This is a genomic window from Actinocrinis sp. (assembly GCF_035946395.1).
GTDB lineage: Bacteria > Actinomycetota > Actinomycetes > Streptomycetales > Catenulisporaceae > Actinocrinis.
Genome location: NZ_DASYZI010000390.1, coordinates 1 through 21,931, shown reverse-complemented (window position 1 = coordinate 21,931; position 21,931 = coordinate 1). Strand labels below are relative to the sequence as shown.

20 protein-coding genes are annotated in these 21,931 nt (G+C 68.4%); all 20 read right to left on the bottom strand.

Translation table 11 applies throughout. The features are described 5' to 3' along the window. Window positions 1-924: reverse transcriptase domain-containing protein (locus VGS97_RS24290; RefSeq protein WP_326855955.1), on the bottom strand; the 924-nt coding region annotated here is incomplete at its 3' end. Between the two features lie 391 nt (window positions 925-1,315). Beyond that, window positions 1,316-1,471 (bottom strand): hypothetical protein, encoded by a 156-nt coding sequence (locus VGS97_RS24285; RefSeq protein WP_326855954.1) that lies wholly within the window; start codon window positions 1,469-1,471, stop codon window positions 1,316-1,318. 133 nt (window positions 1,472-1,604) lie between these two features. Next, complete coding sequence (locus VGS97_RS24280; RefSeq protein WP_326855953.1) at window positions 1,605-2,159, bottom strand: DUF4229 domain-containing protein; 555 nt, start codon at window positions 2,157-2,159, stop codon at window positions 1,605-1,607. A 40-nt stretch (window positions 2,160-2,199) separates the two neighbouring features. Then, complete coding sequence (locus VGS97_RS24275; RefSeq protein ID WP_326855952.1) at window positions 2,200-2,817, bottom strand: GNAT family N-acetyltransferase; 618 nt, start codon at window positions 2,815-2,817, stop codon at window positions 2,200-2,202. 75 nt (window positions 2,818-2,892) lie between these two features. Then, on the bottom strand, window positions 2,893-4,353 hold the full coding sequence (locus VGS97_RS24270) for an MFS transporter (protein ID WP_326855951.1): 1,461 nt from the start codon (window positions 4,351-4,353) through the stop codon (window positions 2,893-2,895). 116 nt (window positions 4,354-4,469) lie between these two features. Continuing rightward, entirely contained in the window at window positions 4,470-5,633 is a 1,164-nt protein-coding gene (mqnE, locus tag VGS97_RS24265; RefSeq protein ID WP_326855950.1) for an aminofutalosine synthase MqnE, read from the bottom strand. 100 nt (window positions 5,634-5,733) lie between these two features. After that, on the bottom strand, window positions 5,734-6,192 hold the full coding sequence (locus VGS97_RS24260) for an Lrp/AsnC family transcriptional regulator (RefSeq protein WP_326855949.1): 459 nt from the start codon (window positions 6,190-6,192) through the stop codon (window positions 5,734-5,736). Window positions 6,193-6,230: 38 nt separating this feature from the next. Beyond that, the gene (locus VGS97_RS24255; RefSeq protein ID WP_326855948.1) at window positions 6,231-6,890 is read right to left on the bottom strand and encodes a UbiX family flavin prenyltransferase; all 660 of its coding nucleotides are present in this window, start codon (window positions 6,888-6,890) and stop codon (window positions 6,231-6,233) included. Between the two features lie 117 nt (window positions 6,891-7,007). Then, window positions 7,008-7,691, bottom strand: a complete 684-nt coding sequence (locus VGS97_RS24250; protein ID WP_326855947.1) for a hypothetical protein — start codon at window positions 7,689-7,691, stop codon at window positions 7,008-7,010. Between the two features lie 228 nt (window positions 7,692-7,919). Next, complete coding sequence (gene mqnP, locus VGS97_RS24245) at window positions 7,920-8,825, bottom strand: menaquinone biosynthesis prenyltransferase MqnP (protein ID WP_326855946.1); 906 nt, start codon at window positions 8,823-8,825, stop codon at window positions 7,920-7,922. A 30-nt stretch (window positions 8,826-8,855) separates the two neighbouring features. Beyond that, window positions 8,856-10,307 carry a menaquinone biosynthesis decarboxylase gene (locus VGS97_RS24240; protein WP_326855945.1) on the bottom strand — a complete coding sequence of 484 codons (1,452 nt, stop codon included), beginning with the start codon at window positions 10,305-10,307 and terminating at the stop codon, window positions 8,856-8,858. A 42-nt stretch (window positions 10,308-10,349) separates the two neighbouring features. Further along, window positions 10,350-11,522: a dihydrofolate reductase family protein gene (locus VGS97_RS24235; protein ID WP_326855944.1), complete on the bottom strand. Its 1,173-nt coding sequence runs from the start codon at window positions 11,520-11,522 to the stop codon at window positions 10,350-10,352. Between the two features lie 37 nt (window positions 11,523-11,559). After that, complete coding sequence (locus tag VGS97_RS24230; RefSeq protein ID WP_326855943.1) at window positions 11,560-13,224, bottom strand: LCP family protein; 1,665 nt, start codon at window positions 13,222-13,224, stop codon at window positions 11,560-11,562. Window positions 13,225-13,966: 742 nt separating this feature from the next. Then, complete coding sequence (ccsB, locus tag VGS97_RS24225; protein WP_326855942.1) at window positions 13,967-15,001, bottom strand: c-type cytochrome biogenesis protein CcsB; 1,035 nt, start codon at window positions 14,999-15,001, stop codon at window positions 13,967-13,969. Further along, window positions 14,998-16,962, bottom strand: a complete 1,965-nt coding sequence (resB, locus tag VGS97_RS24220; RefSeq protein ID WP_326855941.1) for a cytochrome c biogenesis protein ResB — start codon at window positions 16,960-16,962, stop codon at window positions 14,998-15,000. Before resB ends, ccsB begins: the two co-directional genes overlap by 4 nt. A gap of 32 nt (window positions 16,963-16,994) precedes the next feature. Then, the gene (locus VGS97_RS24215) at window positions 16,995-17,837 is read right to left on the bottom strand and encodes a cytochrome c biogenesis CcdA family protein (protein ID WP_326855940.1); all 843 of its coding nucleotides are present in this window, start codon (window positions 17,835-17,837) and stop codon (window positions 16,995-16,997) included. 1 nt (window position 17,838) lies between these two features. Beyond that, window positions 17,839-18,441: a TlpA disulfide reductase family protein gene (locus VGS97_RS24210; RefSeq protein ID WP_326855939.1), complete on the bottom strand. Its 603-nt coding sequence runs from the start codon at window positions 18,439-18,441 to the stop codon at window positions 17,839-17,841. Window positions 18,442-18,561: 120 nt separating this feature from the next. Next, window positions 18,562-19,227 (bottom strand): histidine phosphatase family protein, encoded by a 666-nt coding sequence (locus VGS97_RS24205; protein ID WP_326855938.1) that lies wholly within the window; start codon window positions 19,225-19,227, stop codon window positions 18,562-18,564. 150 nt (window positions 19,228-19,377) lie between these two features. Next, window positions 19,378-20,685, bottom strand: coding sequence for a glutamate-1-semialdehyde 2,1-aminomutase (hemL, locus tag VGS97_RS24200; RefSeq protein ID WP_326855937.1), 1,308 nt, complete (start codon window positions 20,683-20,685; stop codon window positions 19,378-19,380). A 322-nt stretch (window positions 20,686-21,007) separates the two neighbouring features. Next, complete coding sequence (gene pth, locus VGS97_RS24195; RefSeq protein WP_326855936.1) at window positions 21,008-21,637, bottom strand: aminoacyl-tRNA hydrolase; 630 nt, start codon at window positions 21,635-21,637, stop codon at window positions 21,008-21,010. Between the last annotated feature and the right edge of the window lie 294 nt (window positions 21,638-21,931).

Genomic DNA, 21,931 nt, shown 5'->3' with positions numbered 1-21,931 from the left:
CGTCAGCTCGGCATCCAGGACATGCAGGTAGATGTTGGAGAGCAAGGGGCTAATCACGCCGCCCTGCGGGGTACCGGCGACCGTCCGCTCGACACCCTGATCCGTCATCACACCCGCTTGGAGCCACAAACGCAGCAGCTTAAGCACCCGACGATCCGAAACCCGACGACCAACCAGCCTAAGGAGCCGGTCATGCTCGATCCGGTCGAAATAGCTGCGGATGTCGAACTCCACGACAAAGACCCGGCCCTTGATGAAGCCGACACGCAGCCGCTCCATCGCCATCGTCGCCGACCGCTTGGGCCGGAACCCGTACGAGACCTCAAGAAAGTCGGCCTCGAAGATCGGTTCCAGCACCAGCTTCGCGGCCTGCTGGGCCACCCTGTCGCGCACCGTGGGAATACCCAAACCGCGCCAACCACCTGGTTTCGGGATCACCTGACGCCGCACCGGCGCCGGACGATACCCTCCTTCGCGAAGATCCTGCTGGAGTTCGCCGAGCATCCGGCCAACCCCGTAGGCCTCCACATCCGCCAGGGTCACTCGATCGACCCCGGCCGCTCCACGGTTCTCCCGGACCCGCTCCCACGCCTCCCACAGGACGTCACCCCTGTGAACACGGTCATACAGGGCATGGAAACGCCGCTCCGGAGACTGCTTGGCCGCAGTCCATAGCTTGCGTTGAAGTTCTCGCACCTTCGCGACGCTCGCCGCCCCGAGTTGCGCGGTCGAGTCGACTGGTACGACGGGCGACGGCCCGTCGGGGTGGTTGGACGAGGCTAACCCCGTCATGCCCCAGCGCTTACCCTCTTCGCCAGCACGATCAAAGCGAGGGCCCTTCCCTCCCGGCGCGTTATGTTGCACGCCGATCACCGGTACTACGACCCCCTCGGACTCCCGCTGCACTCCGAAGGACTTCACCATCGGCTTATACCTTCGGTCTCTGCCCCGACAAGGGCGTGCGCAGACGGGTCTCTCCTGTTCCGGCCCAGACTTTCAGCACGTGCCATCTTCCGTACCCCGGAGAGACCCGACAGGCTAACCCCGGACCGGAGCCTGACGGACATGGCCTTCGCCGCGACATGACCGGCTCGGCTCTCCCGTTGTGAGTTTGACGAGGCTGCAAAGTTCGCTTGACGCTACGGCCCGCGCTGTTGCTCCCTCCAAAGAGGCTCTCGACACCCCGCTCAGCCCGCCGGATCTCTCCGACGAACCGGGGCCTGCTACCGGGCGCTCCGGTGCTTACCCGGACGGGACTTCCACCCGCCAGCCTGGACCAGCTTGCAGGACGCAACACGTCCAGCACCCTACGCCGCTAGTCGATCCCGACCGCAGCCAGGCGGTCCGTCAGGTCGGGAACCACCTGCGAGAGATACCAGGTCGGGAACCGCAGTCGGGAGCAGCCGCCGAACTCGGCAAGGTAGAGCAGATCGCCGGGGCCGCCGAGCGCGACGAACCGATCGGCGTGCACCGACTGCGGATCCCCGGATCCCCGGATCCCCGGATCCCCGGATCCCCGCGTCTCCCCATCCACCGCACCGCCGCCGAACGTGACGGCGACAGCTTGGATGTACGAGGCGGTCCGCGGGTTCCGCCTGCGCGGCTTATTCGTCCTCGTCCTCGTCCTCGAAAGAGGCCGCGTCGTCGAACTTCTTGCCCAGCCGCTGGGTGCGGTCGACGATGCCGGCCGACATCGCGTCCCGGTACTTGGACAGCGTGATGAACGAGACCGCGCTGGACACCAGCAGGGCTACGGCGAGCAGGGTGAGCCTGGACAGCTGCGAGCTCAGGTCCATGCCGAAGAGCACCGCCACACCCCAGACGAGCAGCAGCGCGGCGAGGAACAGCGCGAGCCGGAGCGTGGTGTATCGCAGCACCGCGTGACGGGTCGCGAAGACCGGCGCCGTCCCGGCGCCAGCAGATTGTGAGTCGGCAGCCTGTGAATCGGCAGTTTGCGAGTCCGCACTCGGTGAGGCGGCACTCGGTGAGGCGGCAGACTGCGGCGCCGACGCGGACGTCGCAGCCGGCTTGTCCTTCGCGGCAGCGGACTTGCCCTTGCCGGGCCCGCCCTTGAGCTCGGCGACAGTCGCGGCTGTGGCGGCACGTGTCGCAGTGGCTGTGGCTGTGGCCGTCTTCCGGTCGCCGATCTGCTCGGTCATGGTCGGGAATCCTTTGTGGTGGGTACCATCTCACGGTACCTCACCCCCTCAGCGACATGGCCATCAGGACCCGGTCCCGGTAGTCGTCCGGGCCGATCCGCAGCGCCCCGGGCAGCCTGCCGTACTCGGTGTAGCCGCATTTCTTGTAGAACTCGTCGTTACCGGTGCCCGCACGGCAGTCCAGCGCGAGCAGTTCGAGACCCATGACGCGGGCTATCCGCTCGACCTCGGCCATCAGCAGCGTGCCGTAACGGCGGCCCTGGAAGTCCGGGTGCACCATCACCCGCTTGACCATGCGCCAGTGCTCGGTGAGCAGGCTGCGCTCGTCGGTCAGGAAGGCGAGCGCCGCCAGTCGGCCGTCACCGGTGCCTGCACTGACATCGGCTCCTGCGCTTGCGCCTGTATCGACAGCCGCGCTGATCTCTGCGCCCGCATCGGCGCGAGCGGTCGTCTCGCGCTCACGGCCGATGACGAGACGGTTGTGACCCGCGGCCACGCCCGCGAAGGCCCGCGCGGCGATGGGCAGTATGTCGTCCATCGTGACCGGCGGGATGAAGCCGACCGACCCACCCGCATTGGTCACGTCGGCCCAGCAGGCGACTACTTCGGCCCGCAGTCCCTCGGTCAGCTCGGGATCGACCGTGAATTCCAGCGTCATGGATCAAGTATGCATGAACTTTCCGTATTGCGCATGTAGTTTCGAGATCCTCCGCACGAACGCCGCAGCAGTCCGTCACCGGTCCTCGTCGAGCTGGTGCAGTGACTTCGCGGACTGCACCCAGACCGCGAGCGCCGCGAGCACGCCGCCGCCGACCACCTGCGCGGTCACCGGGCCGAAGAAGTCCGCGAGCAGGCCGGCGACGATCGGGGCCACCCACAGCAGGCCGACGCTGAGAAAGGTGAGCAGCGTGGACACCCGGCCGTACAGCTCGTCCGGGACGATCTTCACCTGATAGGTCTCGAACACCGAGTACAGCGGCGCGGCCATCACCAGGGCCGCCGCGAAGACGGCGCCGATCTCCCACGGGTGCGGTACGAACGCGGCCGCGATCACACCCGCAGCCAGCACCCAGGACGCAGCGACGACAAGTGTTCGGCTGCGTATCCTCCGCACCAGCCACGGCGTGCAGACGGCGCCGGTCAAGCCGCCGATCGCCGCAATGGCGTTCGCCGTGCCAACTGAGACCGGGCCGCCGCCGCGGTGCCGGATGAGCGCGAGGACGAGCAGGAAGAGCACCATGAACAGGGCGTTGACAACCGGGATCCAGGTCGTGATGAAGCGCATGTAGTCGTTCGATCGGATGAACCGCCAGCCCTCGGCGAGCTGACGGCGCATCGGCTCGCGCGGCGTGTCCTCGCCCAGCTCCGGACCGAGCGGGGTGCGGATCAGCCCCGAGCCGAGCGCGGCGGCGAGATACGACAGGGCGTCGCCGACGAACGGCGCCCAGCGCGCGGCGGCGAAGAGGATTCCGCCGATCGGCGGCCCGACCAGTTCGGCCGCCATGTCGCGGCCCTGCCGGGATGCCGAGGCCGCGGGGAACTGCTCCGCCGGGACGATCCGCTTGAGTGCGGGCATCATGGCGCCGCCGCTGAGCCCGTTGACCACGCCCTGGACGACGGCGACCGCGCCGAGCGAGTAGACCGAGACGTGCCGGGTCAACACGAGCGGCACGACCGCGCCGACCGCGAGCGCCTGGATCATCGGCGCGCCCACCAGCAGCGCCTTTCGGGAGAAGCGGTCCGCGAGCACGCCGCCGATCAGCAGCGTGGTCAGCCGGCCGACGTTCTCCAGCGCCGCGATGGCACCCGCCTGGGCGACCGAACCGGTCTGGTAGAGCATCAGCAGCGGGAACGCGATCGCCGACAGCGTCGAGCCGAGCGCGGAGACCGTCGTGCCGGTCCACCAGCTGAGGTAGTCGCGGCTACGCCATATGGATGGAGTCGTCGAAGAGTCCACCGATGCGGAAACGGACGAGGACGAATTGACCGATGGAGGTCCCGGAGACTCCGACTCTCGCACGACGGCCGCGCCCGCATCGGGGCTCTTCGAACTCGACCGTGGCTTCATGGGCGGCTGTAGGCTCGCCAGCCGCTGCGCGACGGCCGACCCTGCGCCGCCAGCCACGGTCGAGTTCGAAGAAGACGTATCGGCCGCCGCGTCCGGATCCGGAGCGTCGAGTACTGCCTCGGTCATGCACGCGTCCCCTCCCGATGGGGTGCAGCGGAAACTCTCCGCCCGCCAGGGCGTGTCTAAGACACACCCTCACTCTCACACCTGCACGGTAAGGGAACACATACCTCGTATGTGCCCTAGGCGAACGTCATCACCTGGGGCTGTTCGCGGCGCTCCGGGTCCGGACCGTCGAATTCGCGCACGATCTCGTACCGCGTATTGCGCTCGACCGGCGTGAACCCGGCGTCGCGGATCAACTCCAGCAGGTCGTCGCGCGTCATCTTGTCCGGGGTGCCGAACTTGTCGGCATCGTGCGTGATCTTGTATTCGACCACCGAGCCGTCCAGGTCGTCGACGCCGTAGTTGAGCGCCAGCTGTGCGGTCGTCAGACCATGCATGACCCAGAAGCACTTGACGTGGTCGAAGTTGTCCAGCAGCAGCCGTGAGACGGCGAAGGTTCGCAGCGCCTCCGCACCTGTGGCCATCGGCTGCGTCATCAGCCGGTTGCGCTGCTTGCCGTCCTTCGAGTCGTGGAAGTCGTGCTGGAAGCGCAGCGGGATGAACACGGCGAAGCCACCAGTCTCGTCCTGGAGCTCACGCAGCCGCAGTACATGGTCGACTCGGTGCCTGGGCTCCTCGATGTGCCCGTAAAGCATCGTCGACGGCGTACGCAGCCCCTTGCTGTGTGCGAGCCGGTGGATACGTGACCAGTCCTCCCAGTGCGTGGCGTGATCCACGATCTTCGAGCGGATCTCCCAGTCGAAGATCTCCGCGCCGCCGCCGGTCAGCGATTCGAGCCCGGCGTCGATCAGCTCGTCCAGGATCTCGCCGGCGCCCAGCCCGGAGATCTTCTCAAACCAGTGGATCTCGGTCGCGGTGAACGCCTTGATGGACACGCCGGGAAGCGCGGCCTTCAGCTCGCGGATCGACTTCGGGTAGTAGCGCCACGGCAGCGTCGGGTGCAGTCCGTTGACCATGTGCAGCTCGGTGATGCCGTCCGGCTCCATCTGCTTCGCGAGCCGCACCGCTTCCTCGATGCGCATGGTGTACGCGTCCTTCTCGCCGGGCTTGCGCTGGAACGAGCAGTAGGCGCAGGAGGCGGAGCATACGTTCGTCATGTTGAGGTGCCGGTTGACGTTGAAGTACACGCGGTCGCCGTTCTTCACGGTGCGCACGTGGTGGGCCAGCTCGCCGAGCCAGGCCAGGTCGTCGGTCGCGTAGAGCGCCACGCCGTCGTCGAAGCCGAGCCGCTCCCCGGCCAGCACCTTCGCTTCGAGCTCGCGCTTGAGTCCGGCGTCCATCGGCTGCGGCCTCCCTGGTCGGGGCGGGTTGGTCAATCCACGAGCCTACGCCACCCGATCGGGCGTACGGCCGACGGCCTGATGTCCACGCCGACGGCTCTCAGCTGCGGTCCTCGTCGAGCGGTTGCTGCCGCCCCTCCCACTTGGTAGACAGCGCGACCGTGGTGCGGGTGCGCGCGACGCCGCGGATGTGGTTGAGCCGGCCGATGATCTTCTCCAGGCCGTACGGATCGGCGGCGCGCACCTTGAGCAGGTAGGACTCCTCACCGGCGACGAACCAGCAGTCCTCGATCTCGGGGACGTCCCGCAGTCTGCGGCCGACGTCGTCGAGGTCGGCGGCGTCCGAGAGCAGCACGCCGATCAGTGCGGTCACGCCGAGGCCGACCGCGCCCGGGCTGATCACGGCCCGGTAGCCGGAGATCACTCCGGCCTGCTCCAGTCGGTTGATCCGATCCGTCACGGTCGGCCCGGACAACCCGACCAGCCGAGCGAGCTCGGCGTAAGTCGCTCGGCCGTTGGCGCGCAACGCCTCGATCAGCGTGCGGTCCACGGCGTCCACGGCGCAACCTCTCTGCGGCGAAGTCGATTCGGATAAGGCTACTGCGCCGCCCCCAGTTCGCCGCTCCACCGGCGCAGCAGGTCATGGTCGACGCCGAGTACGTCGAGCGCCTTGCCCGCCACGAAGTCGACGAGCCGCTGCACGTCCCGCGCGCCGGCGTAGAACCCGGGCGACGCGGGCAGCACCACCGCCCCGGCGCGGCTCAGCGCAAGAAGATGCTCCAGCGTCTGCGTGTTCAGCGGCGTCTCACGCACGACGACGACCAGCGGCCTGCGTTCCTTCAGGGTCACGTCGGCGGCACGCTGCAACAGGTCCTTCGACAGGCCGAGCCGGACGCCCGCCACGGCCGCCGTGGACGCGGGGATCACCAGCATCCCTTTCGCCGGGTAGCTGCCGGAAGACGGCCCGGCGGCAAGGTCACCCGCAGGCCAGTACCGCACCGCGTCCAGCCACTTAGGCGCCTGCGGTTCAGCATCCACGTGCCAGCCGAGCCACTGCGCGAGATCGTCACGCCAGTGCGCGTCGCGGAAGGCGATGCCGGTCTCGTCCAACAGAGTGAGCCGCGCGGCTCGGCTGATCATCAGATCGATGCTCTCCCCCGCGGCAAGCAGCCCGCGCAACGCCGCGGCCGCGTATGGAGTACCGGACGCTCCGGACACACCGACGATCCACGGCCTGCGAGGTTGCGCGTCGCTCATGCCCTCAATGATTGCCCGCGTGTGGCCCGGAGACGAATCCGGGCCACCCTGCTGCGGGCCACGCTGTTCTGGACCACGCTGTTCTGGGCCACAGTGTTCCGGACCGCAGGGTGCGCGTCAGCGCCCGAGGTAGTTGGCCGCGTACGGGATATTCGCGTCGAGAGGAGTCATCAGCGCGCTGTCAGAGGCACGCCTGAGCCGCAGCGTGAGGAAGATCAGCAGGCCGCCGAGCACCGCCCGGGCCGCGAAGTAGAGCATGTAATTGTGGTCGTGGCTGACGACATCCTGCGGCGTCGCGAGGTTGTTCCCGTTGTCCCGCAGCACGACTGCGAGCAGGATCATGATCAGATAGGCGGCGCGGAAGTACTGGTAGCCGGCCGCCTTGAGCACGTCCCGGTACCGTCCGGTCAGCGTGAGGACCTTACGCAACGAGCGCTGCCAGACCCCGAGCACGACGAGGAGGGCGAGGAAGACGACGATCGCCACCAGGCTCACCCCGCTGACCAGGTTGTCCGCCGAGTTCGCCTGATCGATGGTGACCGAGGTCGGGTCGGTGAGCACCTTGTTCGCCAGCGAGGCGCGGCTGAAGAGGGCGAAGATCTCGACGAGGCACAGCATGATGTAGAGACCGCAGAGCACCAGCAGCGCGATGGGCAGTCCGGAGTTCGGCCGAGCCATCACCGACGCCGCCGTCGGGTATCCGGCCGCCGAGTATCCAGCGTTGGGCGGGTACTGCGCGGTGGCGGTGGCAGAGGCAGCGCCGAACTGCGGCACGCCTTGGGCCGGTTCGCCAACCTGCACAGGCGGTGCGAACGGCGGTGGCGTCAGCGGTGCGGCATCCCCAGCCGCGGATTGGCCTGCCGGACTCTCGAAGCTCACGGCTCCCCCAGATAAGTACGTTGAAATGACGAATCAGGACGCGACAGTCTCGCGTCCATGGTCCGTCTTGTCAACGTCGGTGGATACCGGCACCTTCACTGACCTCGACCGCTGCCGACATCGACCACAAGCCGTCATGGGCGCGGTTCGTCACGGGTGCAGGCCGCGTGCCACCAGATCCAGTAGCGCGAAGCAGAACAGCGCGATGCCGACAAAACCGTTCACGGTGAAGAAGGCACGGTTCAGCCGGGAGAGGTCATCCGGACGCAGTAGCGAGTGCTCATATACGAAGGCTCCGGCGACGACGACCACGCCCACCCACCAGAACACGCCCGCGCCGGTGAGCAGGCCGAACCAGATGAACAGGCCGGTGGTCACCGCGTGCGACACGCGGGCAGCGAAGAGCGCGACGGCGACGCCCCAGCGCGCCGGGACCGAGCCGAGACCCTGCTCGCGGTCGGTCGCCACGTCCTGTAGTGCGAAGATCAGATCGAAGCCGCCGATCCAGATGCCGACCGCGAGGCCGAGCACGACCGCGCTCCACGACCACGCCCCGGTCACCCCGATCCACGCGCCGATCGGGCCGATCGACTGCGCGAGCGCCAGCAGCGCGTGCGGCACGTTCGTGAAGCGCTTGCCGTACGGATAGACGACCAGCGGCACGACGGCCAGCGGCGCCAGCGCGAGCGTCAGCGTGTTGAGCGAGGCGGCCGCGCCGAGGAACAGGCCGAGAGCCAGCACCGCGCCGATCCAGGCCGTCTTGACCGTGAGCACGCCGGTGACCAACTCGCGCCTGGCGGTGCGCGGGTTCTTCGCGTCGAACTCCCGGTCGATGATCCGGTTGACCGCCATGGCGAAGGTGCGCGCGCCGATCATCGCCAGGGTGATCAGCAGCAGCTGGAGCCAGTGCACGGTCCAGGACGCGCGGAACATCGCGCTGAGCGCGGCGATGAACGCGAAGGGCAGCGCGAAGACCGAGTGCTCAAGCAGCACCAGGCTCTTGAAGGCCTTGAACTTCTCGCCGACGGTCTCGGCCGGCGCCGCCACCGCGCTCACAGCCTGGTCCCCTTCACAGCGCCCGCACTTTCACAGGCCGTATTCCTTCCAGCGGCGGTCCACCGTCGCGGCGGTGGCCGGATCCGAAGCGATCATCTCGGGCCAGCCGCCGTTGCGCGTGTAGCCCTCCTCCGGCAGCTTACGGGTCGCGTCGATGCCGATCTTCCCGCCCCAGAACTGCTGATACGAGGCGTGGTCGAGATGGTCCACCGGGCCCTCGGTCAGCAGCAGGTCGCGCGCGTAGTCCACGTTGCCGAAGGCACGCCAGGAGACCTGGGCGTAGTCGTGCACGTCGCAGTCGGCGTCCACGACCACGATGAGTTTGGTCAGCGACATCAGGTGCGCGCCCCAGATCGCGTTCATCACCTTCTGCGCGTGCTTGGGGTAGCGCTTGTCGATCGAGACGATCGCGCAGTTGTGGAAGCCGCCGGTCTCCGGCAGGTCGTAGTCGACGATGTCCGGGACGATCATCTTGAGCAGCGGCAGGAAGAACCGCTCCGTCGCCTTTCCCAGCGGTCCGTCCTCAGTCGGCGGCCGACCGACGACGATCGACTGGAGCATCGCGTCTTTACGCATCGTGACGGCGGTGACAGTCAGCGCGGGGAACGGTTCGATCGGCGTGTAGAACCCGGTGTGGTCGCCGAACGGACCCTCGGGGCGCGTCACGCCAGGTTCGAGCCAGCCTTCGAGGACGACCTCGCACTGCGCCGGGACCTGAAGCGGAACGGTCTTGCAGCCGACCAGCTCGATCCGCTCACGCTGGATGAAACCGGCGAACAAGTACTCGTCGACATCGGCGGGCAGCGGCGCCGTCGCTGCGTATGTCACGACCGGGGGGCAACCGAACGCGATAGCCACGGGCAGCCGCTCGCCGAGGCGCCGGGCGACCGCGTAGTGGTTCGTCGAGTCCTTGTGAATCTGCCAGTGCATGCCGATGGTGCGCGCGTCGTGCCGCTGCAATCGGTAAAGGCCTAGGTTGCGCTGCCCGGTTTCCGGGTGCTTGGTGTGGGTGAGGCCGAGATTGAAGAACGCGCCGCCGTCCTGCGGCCAGGTGTGCAGCGCCGGCAGTGCGTTCAGGTCGACCTGATCATCCGTCAGTACGATTTGCTGGCACGGCGCGCCCTTGACGTGCTTCGGCGGAACTGAACGCAGCTGCGCGACCTTGCCGAGCGCGTCCTTGAAGCCGGAGAGGCCATGCGGCAGCTCGGGCTTGAGCAACTCGCCGATCCGCTCGCCGATCTCGTCGAGGCTCTTGATCCCGAGAGCCAGGCACAGCCGACGCTGCGTGCCGAACACGTTCATGGCCAATGGCAAGTCACTGCCCTTGACGTTCTCGAACAGCAGCGCGGGGCCGTGCGCCTTCTGCACCCGGTCGGTGATCTCACCGACCTCAAGGTAGGGATCCACCTGGGCCTTGATCCGGCGCAGTTCCCCCTCCCGCTCCAGCGTTTTGAGGAACGAGCGCAGATCTTCGTAGGCCATGCGTCAAGTATCCACGTGGCCAGTGCCTGCTGCTGTGGCAGCCTAGCCGAGCAGATGGGCGTTGACGGCCCGCACCTGAGCGGCGAGCTCGGGCAGCTCGACGACCTCCACTCCGGCCGCGCGCAGCCGGTCCGCGCCATCGCAGACCGCGAGCAGCGCGGGCTCACGCAGCGCCAGCACGACGCGCGGGATCCCGGCGGCCAGGATGTGGTCGGTGCAGCTGAGCGGCCGGGATGCGCGCGGCGAGCAGGGTTCGAGGGACGTATACAGCGTCGGCTTTGTGGGGCCCGGCCGTGCGGTCATCGTCGTCAGCCCCGGGTCGCTGCTGTGTTGGCTTAGCGGCCTCCGGCTGTGGGCGAGCTTGGTGAGCGCGACCTCCTCGGCGTGGTTCTTGTCCGGATCGCCGAGGCCGCGCAGCAGCTCACGGGAGTAGCCGGTGGAGATGACCGTACCCTGCGCGTCGGCGACGATCGCGCCGACGGAGTACGCGCCATCGGCAGGCGGGCAGGACCGGGACAGTTCGACGGCCAGCCGCAACAGGTACGCGTCGAGCTGCGCGGGCTGCGCCGGCCCGCGATTCACGAGGTAGCGGGAGAACTGCACGTCGCCGATGGCGCGCGTGTCAGCCAGGATCATCCTGCGATCGGGCGACTGCGGAAATCCGCCGGGACCGAACGCGCGCGGCGCTGCCAGGTCGCCGACGAGGAACGGCGCGACGGAGACCTGGATCTCGTCGGCGAGATCCTCGGCGAGGAACCGGGTGATGACCGAGGCGCCGCCCTCGACCATCAGTCGTCGTACGCCGCGCCGCGCCAAGTCGTCGAGCAGGCCGCCGAATTCGACCGGTCGGCCCGAGCCAGGCCCCAAGTAGAGCATCGTCTCGGCGCCCTCAGCGATGAAGACGGCCGCGTCACGGTCGACGTCACCGGTGCCGGAGACGACAACACGCAGCGGGCTCTCCGGTTCGCCGCGCTCAGCGCGCGCTGAGCGCCGCTGTGGTGAGCGCACGAGCAGGCGTGGATTATCGGCACGCACCGTGCCCGCGCCGACGAGGATCGCGTCCACGGAGGCCCGCAACTCGTCCACTCGATCGAAATCGGCGTCGTTCGACAGCAGGAGACGCTGCGACGTCGTGTCGTCGAGGTAGCCGTCGAGCGACGTGGTGAAGCTGAGGATGACCCAGGGGCGCGAGGCTGCCGGTTGCTGCGTTACCACTGCACCATTGTGCGTGCACGCGCACGCAGCCGCTCTGTTACTTAACGATGTAGGACGGGTTCACGGGCACGCAGCCACCGGTCGTCGCGGCGTTCGACAGGGAGGAGACTGCCGGCGCGGACGCGGCCGCGGTCGGCGGCGCGCTGGTCGTCGTGCCGGAGCCGGAGGACGTGCCCGACGCGGAGCCGCCGCCGAACGTCGTGCCCGAGGTCCAGTCGGCGCCGAGCACCAGGGTCACCTCGGAGTACGCGCTCGACTCGACCATCGCGGAACTCGGCAGCCCGAGCGCGTACGCCACCGTGGCGGCGGAGTCGCTGCGGGTGGACGGATAGTAGATCTTCGTCGTGGCGGCCGATGACGAGTTACCGCCGACCGAGGCGAGTGAGAACCCGTCGTTGACCAGCGCGTCCTTGACCGTGCCGGCGCGACCGGAGACGCCGCTGCCGTTGAGGACCTGGACGTGTACGGCGGCCTTGTTCACGGCGACCGTCGGCGACGCCAGGTTCTGCGGGGCCTGTGCGGCCTGCGTGCTGGCCTTGGTGGACGGCGCCGGGGCGGCCGGCTTGGCGGCCGTGCTCGATCCGGCCGAGTAGGAGACGTCGTTGGCGATGTTCTGGAACATCTGGTCGGCGTAGGGGTGGGCGACCATCACGTGTGACTGGTTGTTCGGGTCGAGGTTCCACGGCATGGTGACGAACGAGATCCGGTCGGTGGGCACCCGGTTCATCGTTATCGCCAGGCCCTCCAGCCCGGTGACTCCGCTCAGCCCATCGTCCACCGTCAGCGCCTTGGTCGCCGCGTCCGCCACCTTGAAGAGGGTGGTGAAGTCGGACAGGTTCATGTTGGCGCGCACCTCGCGGATCATCGCCGACAGGAAGTAGTGCTGCGCCTTCTCCCGGCCGAGGTCCGAGCCGTCGTAGAAGCTGTGGCGCGAGCGGACGAACGCCAGCGCGCTGGCGCCCTGCACCATGTTGTCGCCCTTGTTCAGCCGCAGGTGCGAGTAGGGGTCGTACATGCTCGCGCTGACGCAGACCTGCACGCCGCCGAGCGCATTCGACATCGTCTCGACGCCGACGAAGTCCACCATCACGAAGTGGTCGATGGTCAGCCCGGTCAGGTCGTGCACCGCGGTGACCGTGCACGACGGGCCCCATTGCAGCGAGCTGTTGATCGTCGAGAGGAAGCCGCCGCCGGAATTGTGGGTCGTCGGGTCGGTGCAGTGCGGAAGGGTGACCATGGTGTCACGCGGTATCGACATGATCGTGGCGTTGGAGCGGTCGGCGGACAGGTGCACGAGCATCTCGACGTCCGCGTTCGAACCTGGACCGCAGTCGCCGCCGATCTTGCAGTCCGCCGGGTTGTTCCGGGTGTCCGACCCGATCACCAGGATGTTGAGCGGCGAACGGCCGTATTTGTCGACCGGCTCGGGCGCCTGGCTGACGCCGTTCTGTAGCAGCGCCGTGTGCTTGATGTTCCCGGTCAGGTGCAGGATCACGTACGCACCGATGGAGAGTATCAACACCAGCGTGGTGGAGATGCCGATCGCGGTCCACTTGACCGCCTTGCGCTTGCGGGTCGGCGGCTTCCTGCCGCCGCCCGCCGCCTCGGCCGCTCGGCGGGCGTGGCCGGAAGGGTCGACCTCGTCGAGATCGATGTCCTCGTTGATGTGCCCCTCGGCGACCTGTTCCCCCGCGAGGCCCACCGAACCGGAGGCCGCCGCCGACCTGCGTCCTGCCCTGGTCTGGTCGGCACCATTCCCGCCGCGGGGTGACCAGCCGTCGGGATCGCCGTCGCCACCACGCGGGCCACGTCGTCCTTGGCCTTGCGACCGCCCGTCGACGGGGGGCCAGGCGGCGTTGTCGCCGTACCGGTCACGACCCGGGTACGCATCTACGGGCCGACTGGCGCCACGTCCGCCGGAGCCCGGCGCCCACTCGTCGTATCCACCCTGTCCACGGCCCTGATCGCCATAGCCGCGTCCGTTGTCGTACCCACCGTTGTCATGCCCAGCGCCACCGTACCCATCGTCGCCCTGGCGGCCGTACGCGTCGCCCGACCGCGGCTGGCGCTGTGACGGTCGCGGAGGCTGGTACAGGTCACGCGGCGGCTGTCCGGCCCGATCACCACGGTCACCCCGATCACCACGGTACGGCGGCTGGCCATCCCCGCGTGCGGGGCGGCCTGACCTCTGACCCTGAGCATAGGGATCGTGACCGGATTCATCCCGGTATCGCCCCTCGCCACCGCGATCGTCGGACCCGTACTCCGGGTACCAGCCGCGATCGTCGCTCATCTGGTCAGATTCCTTCCACCGGCACGAGGGCGCCGACGGAACGGATTCGCGGCCGCAGTCCCCTCTTATCCCCTTTCAGGACGCTCCTGACCTGTAGCCGGTTGCTGGGAATCACGCCACGGGGCTTGGCCTGAACCGTGCGGGGCCGCCTCTACAGCCCCGCGTAGCTGTGCTTGCCGGTGAGCAATGTGTTGACGCCGAAGTAATTGAACATGACGCAGGTGAAAGCGGCCAGGGCGATCCAGGCGGCGGCGCGCCCCTTCCAGCCGTGCGTCGCCCGCGCGTGCAGGTACGCCGCGTAGATCACCCAGACGATGAACGACCAGGTCTCCTTGGGGTCCCAGCCCCAGTAGCGGCCCCAGGCCTTCTCCGCCCAGATCGCGCCGGCGATCACCGCGAAGGTCCACAGCGGGAAGATGAACGCGATGACGCGGTACGCCGTCCGGTCGAGCGTTCCGGAGGAGGGCACGCGCTGGAGCGGGCCGCTCAGCCACGGCAGCTTGCCCTCCTCGGCCGCCGCCTTGAGCAGGTACAGGATCGTGGCGACCGTCGCGACGCCGAACGCCCCGGTGGAGAGCACGGCGGCGGTGACGTGGATGTAGAGCCAGTAGGAGTGCAGCGCCGGAACGAGTTCCTCGGCGTCGGTGTACAGCACCGTGTAGGCCAGGCCGAGGGTGACCAGCACGATGAACGAGACCGGCAGTCCGAGCCACCGTGCCTTGCGGCCCGTGGCCAGCAGCACAAGGTAGGCGAAGGCCATCGCCAGCGCGGCTGCGCAGGAGAACTCGTACATGTTCGCCCACGGCACGCGGTGCGCGGACAGGCCGCGGAAGAGCACCCCGGCGAAGTGCAGCGCGAAGCCGATCACGGTGGCCATCACGGCGAAGCGGCCGACGGCCTCGGCGCGCAGCGAGCCGCCCGCGACGGTGGGCTCCTCCGCCTCGTCCGCGGTGCGGGTCAGCACCGCGACGCCGGAGGCGCCGACCGACGCCGTCGCCTGCTCCGCGGCGCGCTGCGCCGGCACGGCCGCGCTCTGCTGTCCGACCGAGGAAGCCTTCGCGCCGATCCGGGAACGCGAGCCGAAGGCCCACTCGGCGCAGTACCCGAAGAACGCCGCCGCGTAGGCGACCAGGGCCAGCGCGATGAACAGGTTGCTGTAGTGCGCGAAGTTCTCGTTGATGCTCACGCGGATGCTCCAGTGCGCGGGGTGGACGTGCGCTGCTGTCTCGGAAGTTCAGCCGACGGCGCGTCGCCGACTGTGGACGTGTCGTCAGGTGCGGCTTCGTCGGACTTGGCTTCGTCGGACGCAGCGCCTTCGGGCACAGCGTCTTCGGAAACAACGTCCTCGGAAACAACGGTGAGCCGCCCGGCCAACGCCTCGGCGGTCTCGGTGACCTCAGCCGTCGGCGTCGCGCCCTCGGTGCGGGCCAGCCCCGCGACCTCGATCAGCCGGGTGCCGTCGGTCTGCTCGGTGACCCGGACCCAGATCCGGCGGCGCCGGATGCCCAGCGAGCCGAGCAGGCCGAGCACGGCCGCCACCGCGGATCCGAGCGCGATCGGCTGGCCGGGATCGTAGGCGATGTTGAACTGCGCCCACTGCTTGACCCCGTCGAAGGTGATCGAGCCGAGGCCGTTCGGCAGGGCCGCACTCTGGCCGACCGCCAGTTCCAGCGCGTTGCCGGCCGCCGGGTTCGTCTTGCTCTTGACATCCAACTGGGTCATCTTGCTCACGTCGAGCGTGTACACGCTCTGCGAGCCGCTGCCGTCCATGCCCAGGTCTCCGGCGTACGCGGCCAGGATCAGCTCCGGGTTCTGCGCCGCCGGGAACATCGAAGTGGGCATCGAGCCGGGCAACTGGACCGCCGTCGGCAGCAGCCAGCCCTGGAAGCCGAGTCCCCTGGGTTTGGCGTCGGGCACCTTGATCGCGCCGTTGGAGACGAAGTTCGCGTTCAGGCCGAGGAAGGTGACCGGTCCGTCGTACACGACCCGGCCAGTGCCGTCCCGCACCGTGACGACCGGAGCGTAGCCGTGACCCTCCAGGAAGACGTTGGTGCCGTTCACCGTGATCGGGCTGTTCACCCTGACGTCCACGTTCTGCGCAGGGCTGCTCGGCGTGGCCCGGTAAACGACGTACGCGTCGAAGCTGCGCGGCTGGCCGAACTGGTCACCGCTGTCCTGGTAGGTCGCGCTGAACTTGTTCAGCTTGATGCAGAAGGGCGGCAGATCCGCGGCGGACACTGCCTGACCCATCGTCAGCGTGTCGTACCCGGCGACCGTGTCGCAGAAGCCGGTGCCCTCGGTGACCAGCCGCGCGCCCTTGAAGCCGAAGAAATGGCCGATCGCGACCGCGACGAGGATGCCGATCAGCGCGAGGTGAAACAGCAGGTTCCCGGTTTCGCGCAGGTAGCCCTTCTCGGCGGAGACCCAGTTTCCGGCGGCGTCCGAACCCGTGGTGCTGCGGAAGCGTCGGCCCTTGAGCCGCTTGGCTGCCGCGGCCAGCGCCTCATCGGCAGGGGCAGTGGTGCGGAACGAGGCGTGCACCGGCAGCCGCTTGAGATTGCGCGGAGCTGCGGGCGGCGCACCGCGCATGGCCCGATAGTGCGCCGCCGAGCGCGGGAGGATACAGCCGATCAGCGAAACGAACAGCAGGCTGTAGATCGCGCCGAACCACACCGACTCGAAGACGTCGAACAGTTGCAGCCGGTCCAGGAACGGCGCCCAACCCGGGTGCGCCGAAAAGAACTGGAGCACCTTGTTCGGGTCGATCTCGCGCTGCGGCAGCAGCGAACCGGGGATGGCGGCGACCGAGAGCAGGAACAGCAGCGTCAGCGCGATCCGCATCGAGGTGAGTTGCCGCCACATCCAGCGCAGCAGTTCCGTTGCGCCGAGCCTGGGGACCGCGACGAACGAGTCGGCGCGCGGGGCGGTGGACATCCGACCAGCGTCGTGCATGTCCTCGAAGCCGGCCTCGTCGGCGACCGCCTCAGCGGTGACATCCGGCGCCGCGATATTGGGCACGGTGACATCAGACGCCGTGACGTCGAGCTCAGCAGCGCCGTCGGCTCCTGCCGGAGCTTGCGACCCAGCTGCGGCATCAGGCTCGGCCAGATCATCCGCCTGCTGCGTCACGTTCTCGCCCTGGTCCATCTCGCGTCGTCCCGTCCTCGCGCGCCCGGCCGTCACAACGGCAGGCTGAAGCCGGTGATCCACCCCTGCATCAGGTGGATCAGGTGATCCCACGCCCCGCTGACCATCGCCGCCCCCACGACGATGAGCATCCCGCCACCTGTGCGCGTTACCGCACCATAGTGCCGCTTGATCCAGCCGAAGGCGGTCATCGCCCTGCGGAACGCGATGGCGGTCACGATGAACGGTAGGCCGAGCCCGAGGCAGTACGCGGCCGACAAGAACGCACCGCGCCCCGCCGACGCCTGTGTCCAGGCCAGCGATTGCACTGCGGTGAGCGTCGGCCCCAGGCAAGGAGTCCACCCGACGCCGAACAGAACGCCGAGCAGCGGAGCGCCGACCAGTCCGACGGTCGGACGATAGTGCAGCCGGGCGTCGCGTTGCAGCCAGCCCGACCAACGCCCCGGGACGGCGCCCGCGAAGAACAATCCGAGCACGATGACCAGGCTGCCGAGGACCTGTTCCAGGATCCGCTGATGGCTGATCAGGTTCGCGCCCGCGTACCCGAAGGCCGCCCCCGCCGAGACGAACACGGCGGTGAAGCCCAGCACGAACAGCGCCGCGCCGAGGATCGTGCGCCCGCGCAGCACCCGAGGGCGCGTTACGACGCCGACCTCGCCAATCCCGCCAGCACCACCGGCGAGCGCGAGTGTGGCGCGGGCCTGCGTGTCCTGCGCGTCGACCGCTGACATGCCGGTGACATACGAGAGGTAGCCCGGTACCAGTGGCAGCACGCACGGCGACGCGAAGGAGACCGCGCCGGCGGCCAGCGCTACCGGCACGGCCAGCAGCAGCGACCCGCCGTTGATCACCGACACGACACCGGCAGTGGACACGTCAGCTCTCGCCCAACGCCTTGTCGAGCGCCTGCATCAGCTGCGGCTCGGTGACCTCGCCGATGATCCGGGCGGCCAGTTTGCCGTCGCGGTCCACGATGATGCTGCTCGGGATGTCGGTCGGCGGCACGATCGTCTTGAACTGGAGCAGCAGCGTCTCGTCCGGGTCCTGCAACGAGGGGTACGTGATGGAGTCCGAGCTCACGAAGGCCAGCGCGGCGGCGTTGTCGTCCCGGACGTTGATGCCGAGGAGCTGCACGCCCTTGGCCTGGTACTTCTGGTAGGTCTCCTCAAGCGCGGGAGCCTCGCGCCGACACGGCGAGCACCAGGACCCCCACACGTTCACCACGACGACCTTGCCACGGTAGTCGCTGAGCGACAGCTTCTTGCCGTCGAGCGTGGTACCGGACAGCACTGGCGCGGCAACCCGCTGCGCGGCCGCGTAGCTCGTGATGCCTGTGGTGGTCGTGCCGACATACCCGGTGTCGCCCGTGCCGCCGGTGCTGTTTGCGCATCCGCTCAGCAGCGCGGCACCCGCGAACGCCGCTCCGACCAGAGCCGACGCGTTTGCGACGGCGCTGCGGCGGGAACGGGATCGACCCACGGGTAGGACCATGCGAAGAGTCTCGCACGGTGGTATTCGGGCGCAGTCACGGGGGGTATTCGGTCCAAACCGGCGGCGTTCACGCTCCGCCGGGGCTCAGCCGACCCCCATGACGCCGCGTCACGCCCCGGCGACGAACTTCTTCGTGCTCTTCACCGGCAGCAGATCCTTGGCCGGCTCGTGGTACTCGATGCCGACCAACTGCACGCCGACATAGTGGAACGAGGTCACCGAGGCCAGCGTGCACTGGCGCTTTCGCGGGTCGTGCCACAGGCGCCGGTGCTCGGCAGCGAGCCTGGTCACCCAGATCGGCAACTGGTGGCTGACGCACACCGCCTCGTGGCCGACCGCCTTGTCCCGCGCGGCTTCGAGCGCGGCGCGCATCCGCGAGACCTGCTCGACGTACGGCTCGCCCCAGGACGGCGTGAACGGGTTGTACAGCTTCGGCCACACCGAGGGCTGCTTGAGCACGCCGTCGCCCACACTGAAGCGCTTGCCCTGGAACTCGTTGGCCGCCTCGATGAGCCGCCCGTCGGTGCCGATCTCCAGTCCCAGCCGGGTCGCGATCGGCGTCGCGGTCTCCTGGGCACGGTCCAACGGGGAGGCGACCACCGCGACGATGTCGCGGTCGACGAAGAACTCGGCGCCGCGCTCAGCCATCTTGCGGCCGAGTTCGGAGAGGTGGAAGTCGGGCAACCTGCCGTAGAGGATCCCGGTCGGGTTGTACACCTCACCGTGGCGCATGAGGTGAACCGTGGTCTTCACACCGGGATCGATCTGCGTCATGCCGCGCATCTTATGTGAGGCACGCAAACGGTTGGTTACGCGGTCGCACCCGCAACCCTTCAACGCCCAACGCATGCGGCGCCGTGTTACGCACCCACCACGCCACGATCCTGCCGCACCTCCGTCACGCTCTCGCCGACTCCCGCCGCGTTACGCACCCACAGCGGCAGCGGCACGCGCCGCCAACGGCAACGCCGCCGCGATCCGCTCGACCGCACCCGCGTCGTGCGCGGCCGATACGAACCAGGCCTCGAACGCACTCGGCGGCAGGTACACGCCCTGAGCCAGCATCGCGTGGAAGAACGCTTTGAACTGCTCAGTGTCCTGCCGCTTCGCCGCCGCATAGTCCGTCACAGGCTCATCGGCGAAGAAGACGGAGAACATCGTCCCCGCGAACTGCACCCGGTGCGCCACGCCTTCCTTAGCCAGCGCCTCCGACGCCAAATCGGCAACCATCCGCGCCGTCTCGTCCAGCCCCCGATACACCTCCGGCGTGCAATGACGCAGCGTCGCCAGCCCGGTCGCAGTCGCCACCGGATTTCCGGACAGCGTCCCGGCCTGATACACCGGCCCAGCAGGCGCGAGGCGCGCCATCACCTCGGCCCGGCCGCCGAATGCCGCCGTCGGGAAACCGCCGCCCATCACCTTGCCGAAGGTCATCAGGTCGGGCACGACCCCGTCGATCCCGAACCAACCGGCGCGCGACGAGCGGAATCCGGTCATCACCTCATCGGAGATATACAGCGCTCCGTGTGCATGACACAGCTCGCGCAGCCCCGCGTTGAAACCCACAACCGGCGGCACGACGCCCATATTGCCTGCGGCCGCCTCAGTGATCACGCACGCAATCTGCTCGCCGTACTCGGCGAACGCGGCGCGCACCGCCTCGATGTCGTTGTACGGCAGGACGATCGTGTCCCCCGCCTGAGCACCCGTCACGCCGGGCGTGTCCGGCAGCCCGAGCGTCGCGACCCCCGACCCGGCCGCGGCGAGCAGCGAATCCACGTGCCCGTGATAGCAGCCTGCGAACTTGACCACCTTTGCGCGGCCGGTGAAGCCGCGCGCGAGCCGGATCGCCGACATGGTCGCCTCGGTCCCCGAGGAGACCAGCCGCAACTGCTCGACCGGCTCGATCCGCGCCACGATCTCCTCGGCCAGCGCGACCTCGCCCTCGCTGGGCGTCCCGAACGAAGTACCACGAACGAGCGCCGCCGACGTCGCCTCGATCACCGCCGGATGCGCATGCCCGAGAATCAGCGGCCCCCACGAGCAGACCAGATCGACGTATGAACGCCCGTCGGCATCGGTAAGATAAGCGCCCTTTCCGGACACCATGAACCGAGGCGTCCCCCCGACCCCGCGAAACGCCCGCACCGGCGAGTTCACCCCGCCCGGCGTCACAACCTGCGCGCGGTCGAACAGCTTCTGGGACTCGGGAGCTTCGTAGTCGTAGGTCACCGCACCATCCTCGCACCGGCGCCCAACCACGACCCACCACGCCCCCACCGCCCGCTACCCTCCCCGCCTCCCCCCCCATCTCCTCCGTGCAACCTCGGCCCGGTTGGCCGCAGCGAGCCCGGCCAGATCGAGGTCAAAAAGTTCCCGCAGCGCAACCGCATAGGAGGTTAGGAAGTGCCGCCAGGATCGGACGCCAACTGCTTGCCCCATCCCCTGCCACCGCACCGCCTGTCACACATCACCACACATGACCACGCGTCACCACGCGTCGCGCACCACCACACAACTCACGCATCACCAAAACTCACACACCCACCACAGCTCACGCGTCCACATGGAACCGATTCTGCGCAGACTCCAACGACTCGGTCACCAACGCCTCGACCGCGTCAGCAGCCCGGTCCACGTGAAACGCCAGATCCTTGTTCTCCACCGCGGAGAACGGCTTGAGCACGAAGTCCGCCGGATCCTGCCGCCCCGGCGGACGGCCAATCCCGAATCGCACCCGCAGATATTCACGAGTGCCAATCGACTTCGTGATCGAGCGCAACCCGTTGTGCCCGTTGTCCCCGCCGCCGCGCTTGAGCCGCAGCGTCCCGAACGGCAGATCCAGCTCGTCGTGCACCACCACGATCCGTTCCACCGGCACCTTGAAGAAGTCACGCAGCGAAGCAGTCGGCCCACCAGACAGGTTCATGAACGACTTCGGCTTGGCGAGCACCACCCGGACTCCGGCGATCCGGCCCTCGACCAAGTCCGCAGCGCCCTTATGCGCCTTGAACCGGCCGCCCATCCGCTCGACGAGCAGATCAGCCACCATGAACCCTGCGTTGTGCCGAGTCGCCGCATAGCCCGGCCCCGGATTGCCCAAGCCGACCACCAGCCACGGCACATTGCGTGCATTACCTGCATTACCAGCGCTGCCCACGCCACCCGCACTGCCCGTCGCCATCATCCCGACCCGCATCCTTCGCTCAGCAGCTCGCCGACGCCGTACGGCGCCTTACACAGCGGTGCCGCACCCCGGCCAACCAGGATGCGGCACACACCAGTACTCGACTACTACCTCGCCTATTGCGATACCCGACTGCGTCGACTAAGCGAGCACGGCTTCCACCGCTCCGACGCTCCGACGCTCCGACGCTCCGACGCTCCGACGCTCCGACGCTCCGACGCTCCGACGCTCCGACGCTCCGACGCTCCGACGCTCCGACGCTCCGACGCTCCGACGCTCCGACGCTCCGAC